The sequence below is a fragment of the Clostridium algidicarnis DSM 15099 genome, assembly GCF_002934235.1.
Taxonomy (GTDB): domain Bacteria; phylum Bacillota; class Clostridia; order Clostridiales; family Clostridiaceae; genus Clostridium_L; species Clostridium_L algidicarnis.
Genome location: NZ_PTIS01000031.1, coordinates 1 through 8,524, shown reverse-complemented (window position 1 = coordinate 8,524; position 8,524 = coordinate 1). Strand labels below are relative to the sequence as shown.

Genomic DNA, 8,524 nt, shown 5'->3' with positions numbered 1-8,524 from the left:
CCGTGGATTTCCCAAAGCGCACGTGCGGTATGGCGTGTAGATAGTCCTAAATTAACGTTGTATGTTAGGCAAAGTCCCATTACATGAGAAGAAAAATTTCTGAATCTTAGGGTAGTGGCACCTTTAGGCATAGAAGATAAATCAACGTCAAAATAATTAGTAGTAAACTCGCGGTAAATATAATGGAGTTTGAATTTGTGTTTATCTTTCTTGTATTCTTCTAGATCTTCTGATGAAAGTTTTGCAAGTGAGTTTAGGTAGAAATCACATTTTTTATTAACACATTTATGGACATAAAAGTTCTTGCGGTCTTTCTTTTTGCTTAGAGCATGTCCGCAATAAGGGCAAATGAAGAGCGCGGTCTTGAAATCAACTTTGTTTTTACTAAAATGCAAATCACAAACCTTGCAGCAAAGCTGCCCACGGCCACCTGCATTATCGTAGATATAATTGTGCGGAGCACCACAGCGAGGGCAGACAGTATCAGGTGCTACTGGATTCTTTCCGCGAGGATTTACTGGCTTTTTATCTTTACCATTAGCAAGTTTGTATTCATTTAAAAGTTGATTGTAATCAAGATGTTCAAATGTCTTAATAATCGGTAATTTATCTACAGTAAGTTTCTTGTATTTAGGACTTGTCATATCATATTTTGGAGCCTTTAAAGGTATGTTTTTCGCAATGAAAATAAGTAATTCATTTATTTGTGAAAGTAATAGTTGATTATATGTAACTAATATTGATATAATTGTACTCACAATGACACCTTACTTTTTGGAGATTTTTGTTGGGGTAGATTACAACAATTATATCAGAAAAGAGGGGGTCATTGTTTTTTTTAGGTTTAAAATAGAACAAACCCTTGCAATAGCAAGGATTGAAATAAATAAAACAAAGATAGTGTTAACACTATCATATTTAGAAAAGAGTTTGCAATATGAAAAATGTTCAAATATCAAAAGAGTTGTTTTTTAATCTGTTAGAATATCATTTATTGGGAAATGACGATGTTTTGGAAGAAATCGAAATTGAATTAAAAAATAAGATTGATAGATTGATGGATAGAGAATTATATACCACTTATAAAACTGCCAAAACCCAAACAGAACAAGAAAAAGCAAGGCAAGAGTACCTTGACAGAAAAGGCTATCACAAAGATTTTAGGTGGTAATTCTTTATCCCTATCAGCAAAATACAGGAGAGTGGCACTCTCCTGTCATTGCAATTAAGGAGGGAAACTATGGCAAAAGAAAAGTCCATACAGGAAAAAGCGTATGGAAATTATGAATATTAAAAATAAAAGTGAATATATACGTAGAATGGCTATCTATGGATATATGTTACAGCTTGATTTAGATGCTCTACAAAAGCCTTTAAAACTTATGGGGAACATCTCAAATAACATCAATCAAATTGCAACGAGGGTAAACAGTACAGGAAATTTCTATAAAGAAGATTTAGAGGAGCTTCAAGGCAGTTGCAGACAGCTTAAAAATGATATTGTTCCTGTTATCTTAGAGCTTTCAAAAAAGGGTGTTTAGCGATGGCTACAACAAAGTTAATTCCAATTCGTGGTAACAATGGGGCATCTGTTTTAGCAAGTATATCTGCAAGAAATGATTATTACATAAATCCCGATAAGACCAATGAAAAGCAGTATGTCATCAGTTATGAATGTGGTGTTGATACAGCAAGTGAGGAATTTGTTATTGCTAAAAATCTTTATACTAACCGTACCGGCAGAGCAAATACAAGCGGTAAGGGTGTGCTTGCTTATCAAATAAGGCAATCCTTTAAGCCAGATGAAATAACACCTGAACTTGCCAATAAAATTGGCTATGACTTGGCTATGGAGTTTACAAAGGGCAAACATCAATTTATTGTTGCTACCCATATTGAAAAGGCTCATATTCATAATCATATCTGTTTTAATTCCACCAACTTAGATTGCGACGGAAAGTTTAATAATTATAAAAACTCTGCTGAAGCTGTGCGAAAAATCAGCGACAGGTTTTGCAAAGAAAACGAACTTTCTATTGTGGAAAATCCTAATCTGAAAGGTGCTGACTATTTCGAGTGGCAAGAACGAAAAAAGGGTACAAGTTGGAAAGCCTTTATTAAACAGAGCATTGATGAAATACTACCTCACTGCAAGACTTTTGAGGAATTTTTACAAATATTGCAAAGACAAGGTTTTGAGGTTAAAATTGGCAAACATATTGCATTTAGACCACCGAGCGGCGAACGATTTTCAAGAGGAAAAACACTTGGAAATGCCTATACTGAAACAGCTTTAAAGGAGCGTTTGGGCAAGGCGAAATCCTATGCAGTTTTATTTGAAGATGATATAGGAAATCTTATAAAAGTTGACAGCGGCAAGGGCAAAGGTCTTGAAAACTGGGCGAACAAACAAAACCTTAAAACAATGGCAAAATCTTTTAATTTCTTAACGGAAAACAGCAACACTTCCCTTGAAGATTTAGAAAATCAAATTACAGAAAAATTTGATAAAATTTCAAATATCAGTGCTGATTTATGATGAATATCGCAAGGCAAAAGACAAGGAAACCTTCAAAGAAAATCATTATGGAGAGATTATTTTACATCAAAATGCAAAGAAATATTTTGATAAATTAGGTGTAAAAAAACTTGCAAAAATATCGGATTTACAGGTTGAATTTAAAGAGCTTAATGCAAAGAAAAAAGCTCTTTATGAACAGTATTATGAGCTAAAGGACAGCGTAAAACAATATCAGACCGTACAACGAAATTTAGAACAACTATTACCACAAAAGCAAAATAAAAAGTCTATCGGTTACGATAGATAAAGCAAGTCCACCTACCCTCGAAATTTTGAGAATAGGTGGACTTTTTTATGGGGTTTGGGAGCTCCCAACAAGCGGAAAGTATATACCTTTCCATTGCTTGCTAAGGGAGTAGGTAAAGGGTATCGTGTTTCACGCAGCGCTTGGGAAAAGCTCAATTTTCAATAGTATTTACTTAATCTACTTGTCGGTTGATTATAAACATAAATATAAAAATTATAAATAGAAAGTTAAGTGAGAAAAAGGCAAAGCATAGAGATGAAAATAGTTGTTGAGGATTTAAATAGTTTAACTTATTTAAAATCAACATTATGATATTGCTATTTATTTTGATTTTACTTATACAAGCTAAAACAAGTGTAATAACAGAGATAAAGATAGCTATTCTTATATAATTTTTTATTACCCCTAACTGCGTTCTATCGCTAATTTGAGCATCAATATTACTGCGTAATGATTCTAACAAAGGGCTTCCTATTAAAGCACTTATGCAAATAGCATACACAGCTAACGCAAAGGAAACAATAGAAATACAATCTGATGCTACATCTTCAAAATTAATATTAAGAAAAAAAGTTAAAATAAACACTGATACAAATGTAATAGTTGTTGTACATTTATGCTTTTTGTACATAACATCACCTTATTTTTTCCAAAAAAGCATCTCTAACCTCATCTTGATTAAATCTACTATTCTCATTTTTATTTGCCAATATTTCAATAGCTTTCATTATAGAAGAAAAATCAAAACTTGCTTCTACATCTTGGTCATCATATCCTACCAAAATAATACTTTCAAATTCACCGGCATTTTTCTTTATTTGCAAGTTTTTTAGAGCATTTTTCAATTCACCTATGCGCGAACCACCATATTCTACTTGCATTGTAACTTTTGAAGGACAATCAAATCCATAAATATTAGTGTGTTGTTGAAAAATAGAGTCCGGCATTCTGTTCATTATACTATCTTCTTGAACGAATTTTAAAGACTTTATCCGTTTTACTGTTTTTTGAAAATCTTCCAGAGACGCAAAGATGTTTTTGATAATAACTTCTTTTTGCAATGTGTCAGATATGTAGTACTTAACAAATCCTCGCTTATCTATATTATTCATATATAGTAGATTAGTATGCGTATCATAACAAATAAATAACTGCTTTCTTAATTCAACTTGAGATTTCGTTCTGGGGTTGGCTTCTTTTTCATCATTGTCCTTATTAAGTACAGTTTCATTATATAATTGAGAATTGTCATACTCGCAGTAAAGCCACAAGAATCTATCTTCAATAAATTCTTTATGAATTTCATATAAATCACTACCATAGTCTTTTATACAAGACAATCCTATTTCATATATTTTTCGAATATCATTTCTTTGTGGCGTTTGGCTATTTATTATAAGCTGACAATTTTTAAATTTCATTATTTTCCACCTCTTTAATAATATGATTAGATATATTTATTTAATCGAGAATATGTTCTTGAGCGGATTCCATGACTTGGTCTGCAAAATATCCATATATCCACATCGATTTTCTATTGGTATACAAAATCACATTTACAAATTTAGTCAGACACTATCGTTTTATTTTACAACATTATTTTCCACTTTCTCCTTATACATCTTCATAAGCTCTGCCACACATTCAGACTCGGTCATTTTGGTTGTAAATCCATAGGCTGACATAACAGCTCTGTCATTATCTTGATGTGCTTTTCTTAATTCTTTGGGCATTGTAAGCTCGTTGTACAAGTCAGCAAGGGAACTTCCTGGATACATAGCTCTTGCATCTAAAATTGCCTGTGCGGTTTGTTCAATTTTAGCTTTTTGTATGTCTGTTGGGGAACACCAAGGGAAGTTATTATAGACGACATCCTTTGAGTATCTATAGTCACTTTTTAACCTTCCACAAGTGATTTTCACCCAAGCCATATGCACGTTTGATGTCAAAATACCAAAATCGTAAATTGTAGCATTTGGAACAATTTGAACAGCATCAGATACAATAAAATTGGAATCTAAAAATCCTATTGGGATATATTTTCTTCTTTCGGAAGAAACACGAGGTATTATTATAAAATCCACATAATCTGGTTGTGTTATTTGAGCAAATAATGTTGGAGTTTCAGAAAATTTTCTTATTCCTGCGGCTATACTAGATAATCGACTTTCTTTACATTTCTTTACCCTATCTAAGACAAGAGGAAGTTTTGTTAATTCGTTTGGTTTTGCATCTTTTAACCACAAACACCAACGCTTTTTATTATTTATATACTCAGTTGCACCAAGTAGTGGTCTAATAAATTTTATAGCGTTAGGTTCTCTTTTAATAAAATCTTCGTAGTCATCGTTTTCTATAATTAAATTACCACCATCAGCTGGTTTGTTTCCATAAATCATTTTATTTACTTCATATAAGGGTTTGTTTCTGCTCTCTATTATTATGTTTTCACCATCAATTAAATAAGGGTTAATATTTTTGCATTTTACAAAATTATCATCAGAAAAGTACAAAAATTTTTCAACTCTATTAAAGTCTGCAAACCCAATAATCACACAATGTACAGCAGCTTTTTGGCTTACTTCACTTGTCCAGTTAAATGTTTTATAAGCAAAATTAATTTTAAAATCTAAAAATTTCCAAAAAGAAGATACCGTTTCTCCTTGTGTAATACTATTTGTGGAAACAAATCCGCACTCGATCCTACTTCCTTTTATTAAATCATTTGCCTTTTTATACCATGCACAAACAAAATCTAAGTTTTTAGTCTTAGGGAATATTTTAAGCATATTTTCCTTTTGTTTTATATCCATATATGTGAAACCTAAAAATGGTGGATTACCCATAATATAGTTCAATTTATGCTTAGGCACAATATCTTCCCATGGAGTATCAAGTGCATTGGCACAAACAATATTCGCATAGGACTTGAGTGGTAAGAAGTTAAGATTCATATGCACAATTTCCTCTGTCTGCTTCATCATTTGTGATTCGGCAATCCAAAGAGCAGTTTTTGCAACAATTGTGGCAAAATCATTGATTTCTATTCCATAAAATTGATGGATTTTTACTTGAATGACTCCCTCTAAATCAAGCATAGTTTGACCATGAGATAAGGCGAGCAGTATTTCATTTTCAAGTTTTCTGAGCGATAGATATGTTTCAGTCAAAAAGTTTCCAGAACCGCAAGCAGGGTCTAAAAATGTAAGGCTTGCAAGTTTTTCTTGAAAATTTCTTAATTTTAAATTTTTAGTTTTTTCTACTTTTGTTTCAAGAATCGTGTTAAATTCTGCTTTCAAGTCATTTAAAAATAAGTTATCAATTACCTTGTGTATATTTTGAATAGATGTGTAGTGCATACCACCAGCATGGCGAGTTTCTGGATTTAAGGTACTTTCAAACACCGCACCAAAAATAGTAGGGCTTATCTCGCTCCAGTCAAAATCCTCACTTGCATTTCTAAGTATGAGATTGACAATATCTTCAGTCAAATGGGGAATTTCAATATTTTCATCAGCAAACAAGCCACCATTTACATAAGGGAATGAGGCGAGTATGTCATCTTCATATGGGTCACGTTCTTCTGGTCTTTGATCTAATATTCTGAACAAATCAATCATTGCTTTTCTTGTATCTTTAATATGAAAAGATGCCAAGTAATCATGAAATTTACCATGCTTTCCAAATATCCCTGCATCCTCAGCATACAAACAAAACACAATTCGGACACAAAACATATTAAGGCTTTCTAATGTTTTAGGATTCGTTGGGTCCTTATATTGATTTATGAGTAAGTTATATAAATTCCCAACTAATTCACCGGATTTTATAGAAACTTCGGTTTCTTTTTTGATATGTTCATTTTCACTATCCACTAAAAATTGAAGTCTATATAATTCTTTTTCTAGGTTTTCAAGCAAAACAGATTGTGGTTCTCCCTGCGGTTTTTCCATATCATATATAAGAAATTCTTTAAAATTACAAGTAATAATAAATCGTGGATGTTTAGAGCGAGGCAAATCAACAACATAGCGTTTTGCCTGTTGGAATGGAGATAACAAACTGCCATCTGATTGTCTAATACCATCTCTCAGATTTTTGTTTTTACCTTTTTGTTCTATCAGTACTTTGGTACTATCAATATATCCATCAATAAAACCTGTGTTATTCATCATGACAGGGTCTTCAAATGAGATATATTCAGTTGGATTAGCTACACCCAACACATCTCCTAATAAATTTAGCCAAAATTTTTGACTTTCTGCTCGTTCTGAGCCTCTATCTTTCCAGTACTCTATAAACTGTTTTATAGATTGTTTATGCTCATTGTTAATCATATGTTAATCCTCTCTTGCTTGTCCGCTTACCACCCAAGCATCAACTTCACTTATTTTAAATTTCCATAATTTGCCCACTTTGTGGCAAGGAATTGTTGCTTTTCTTATCCAATTACGGATTGTTTCAACGGTAACACCGAGGTGTTGTGCAATTTCTTTTGTCGAAACCCAATTTTCAGGGAGTTTACTGTTATTCATATTTAATTCCTCCTAAGCTATCAATAAATATTATACAATATATATTGATATTTTCAAGTATTTAGCATAATTTAGTGGTAATATATCAAAATAGCACCTCAATTAAGAGATGCTATTTCTACCCAATTATCTATATGCTGACCTGCTATAATAAAGTTGTAACACCTGTGTATAGTTTGATAAAATAAAACTAATACAAGGAGATGTTGCTAATGTCAAACAATCATTATGAGCCTGAGCTCAAAGAAAAAGTTCTCCGCCTCTATCTGGAAGAAGGTCGGACGAAGAAAAGCCTTACCGAAGAATATCATCTTGGGCAAGGTACAATTACCTACTGGTTACAACAGCGCCGCAAAGAATGCCAAACAAATCCCAAAATCTAAGAAGAAAACGATTCTTATGAAGAAATCAAACGCCTACGAAAAGAACTTGCAGAAGCGCAAAAGGAAAATGCATTCTTTGCGAAGGAAATCGATTAGCTCAGTACCAGTTCATCCAGAAAAACAATAAGGAATTCGGCGTGAGATGGCTTCTTAGAAGATTCAACATTTATCCGAATGCTTACTATAATTACTTAAACCACAGGAAATATCAATATCACGAAGACAAAGCAAGGGTAGAGCAAAAAATTGTTGAAATTTATCATAAAAATAATGGTGTCCCCGGCTATCGGATGATGCATGATTATCTTGAACAGTGTAATATTAATTATTCTTGCATAACTGTTTACAAATATATGAAAGAACTTCGCCTACGTTCCATCGTTCGTAGAAAGAAACCTGATTATGTAAAAGGTATTGTACATAAGGCGTTTCCAAATCTTTTGAACCAAAACTTTAAAGTGGATGTTCCAAATAAAATATGGTGTACGGATTTCACGTATTTCCCTCAAAAAGATGGAACAATTCGCTATAACTGTACAATTATTGATTTATATGATCGTTCCGTAGTGGCAACACTAAATGGAAATCATATTACCACCGAACTGGCGATAAATACGCTTACAATCGCATTAAAAAGACATAAGCCAGAAAAAGGTATCATTCTTCACAGCGACCAAGGAAGCCAGGTGCGACAAGAAGTCGCGTAATATATTGTCGAAAGACTACCCTATCCATTCGGGGTAACTCTATCGTGACTAGCGTGAATGGTAACGCTCGG

At 32.8% G+C, this 8,524-nt stretch carries 10 protein-coding genes and 1 pseudogene; 6 read left to right on the top strand and 5 right to left on the bottom strand.

Features of this window, described 5'->3' with window-relative positions; genetic code table 11:
• Positions 1 to 758: pseudogene (locus tag BD821_RS13195) on the bottom strand (transposase); the annotation flags it as partial.
• Positions 759 to 937: 179 nt separating this feature from the next.
• Between BD821_RS13195 and BD821_RS13190 the strand changes: the two are divergent.
• The 4 genes from BD821_RS13190 (at position 938) to BD821_RS13175 (ending at position 2,828) form a co-directional block, all read left to right on the top strand.
• Entirely contained in the window at positions 938 to 1,171 is a 234-nt protein-coding gene (locus BD821_RS13190; RefSeq protein WP_104410874.1) for a complexin-2, read from the top strand.
• A gap of 103 nt (positions 1,172 to 1,274) precedes the next feature.
• Positions 1,275 to 1,541, top strand: a complete 267-nt coding sequence (gene mobC, locus BD821_RS13185; protein WP_104410873.1) for a plasmid mobilization relaxosome protein MobC — start codon at positions 1,275 to 1,277, stop codon at positions 1,539 to 1,541.
• A gap of 2 nt (positions 1,542 to 1,543) precedes the next feature.
• Positions 1,544 to 2,539, top strand: coding sequence for a relaxase/mobilization nuclease domain-containing protein (locus BD821_RS13180; protein WP_104410872.1), 996 nt, complete (start codon positions 1,544 to 1,546; stop codon positions 2,537 to 2,539).
• A complete protein-coding gene (locus BD821_RS13175) occupies positions 2,526 to 2,828 on the top strand; it encodes a hypothetical protein (protein ID WP_169994238.1) in 303 nt (100 codons plus the stop codon). The genes BD821_RS13180 and BD821_RS13175 overlap by 14 nt, the downstream gene beginning before the upstream one ends.
• Positions 2,829 to 3,000: 172 nt before the next feature.
• Here the strand turns inward: BD821_RS13175 and BD821_RS13170 are convergent, their stop codons facing one another.
• From BD821_RS13170 to BD821_RS13155, 4 genes are all read right to left on the bottom strand, one after another.
• Positions 3,001 to 3,459 carry a hypothetical protein gene (locus BD821_RS13170; protein WP_104410870.1) on the bottom strand — a complete coding sequence of 153 codons (459 nt, stop codon included), beginning with the start codon at positions 3,457 to 3,459 and terminating at the stop codon, positions 3,001 to 3,003.
• A 4-nt stretch (positions 3,460 to 3,463) separates the two neighbouring features.
• On the bottom strand, positions 3,464 to 4,249 hold the full coding sequence (locus BD821_RS13165) for a hypothetical protein (RefSeq protein ID WP_104410869.1): 786 nt from the start codon (positions 4,247 to 4,249) through the stop codon (positions 3,464 to 3,466).
• Positions 4,250 to 4,411: 162 nt separating this feature from the next.
• Positions 4,412 to 7,165: a DNA methyltransferase gene (locus tag BD821_RS13160; protein ID WP_104410868.1), complete on the bottom strand. Its 2,754-nt coding sequence runs from the start codon at positions 7,163 to 7,165 to the stop codon at positions 4,412 to 4,414.
• Positions 7,166 to 7,168: 3 nt separating this feature from the next.
• Positions 7,169 to 7,363 (bottom strand): helix-turn-helix domain-containing protein, encoded by a 195-nt coding sequence (locus BD821_RS13155; RefSeq protein WP_104410867.1) that lies wholly within the window; start codon positions 7,361 to 7,363, stop codon positions 7,169 to 7,171.
• Between the two features lie 212 nt (positions 7,364 to 7,575).
• Here BD821_RS13155 and BD821_RS13565 point away from each other — a divergent pair, with 212 nt between their 5' ends.
• Together BD821_RS13565 and BD821_RS13150 are read left to right on the top strand one after the other, a co-directional pair.
• Positions 7,576 to 7,746 (top strand): hypothetical protein, encoded by a 171-nt coding sequence (locus BD821_RS13565; protein WP_169994235.1) that lies wholly within the window; start codon positions 7,576 to 7,578, stop codon positions 7,744 to 7,746.
• A gap of 71 nt (positions 7,747 to 7,817) precedes the next feature.
• Positions 7,818 to 8,453 (top strand): IS3 family transposase, encoded by a 636-nt coding sequence (locus BD821_RS13150; protein ID WP_146076391.1) that lies wholly within the window; start codon positions 7,818 to 7,820, stop codon positions 8,451 to 8,453.
• The last annotated feature ends 71 nt before the right edge of the window (positions 8,454 to 8,524 follow it).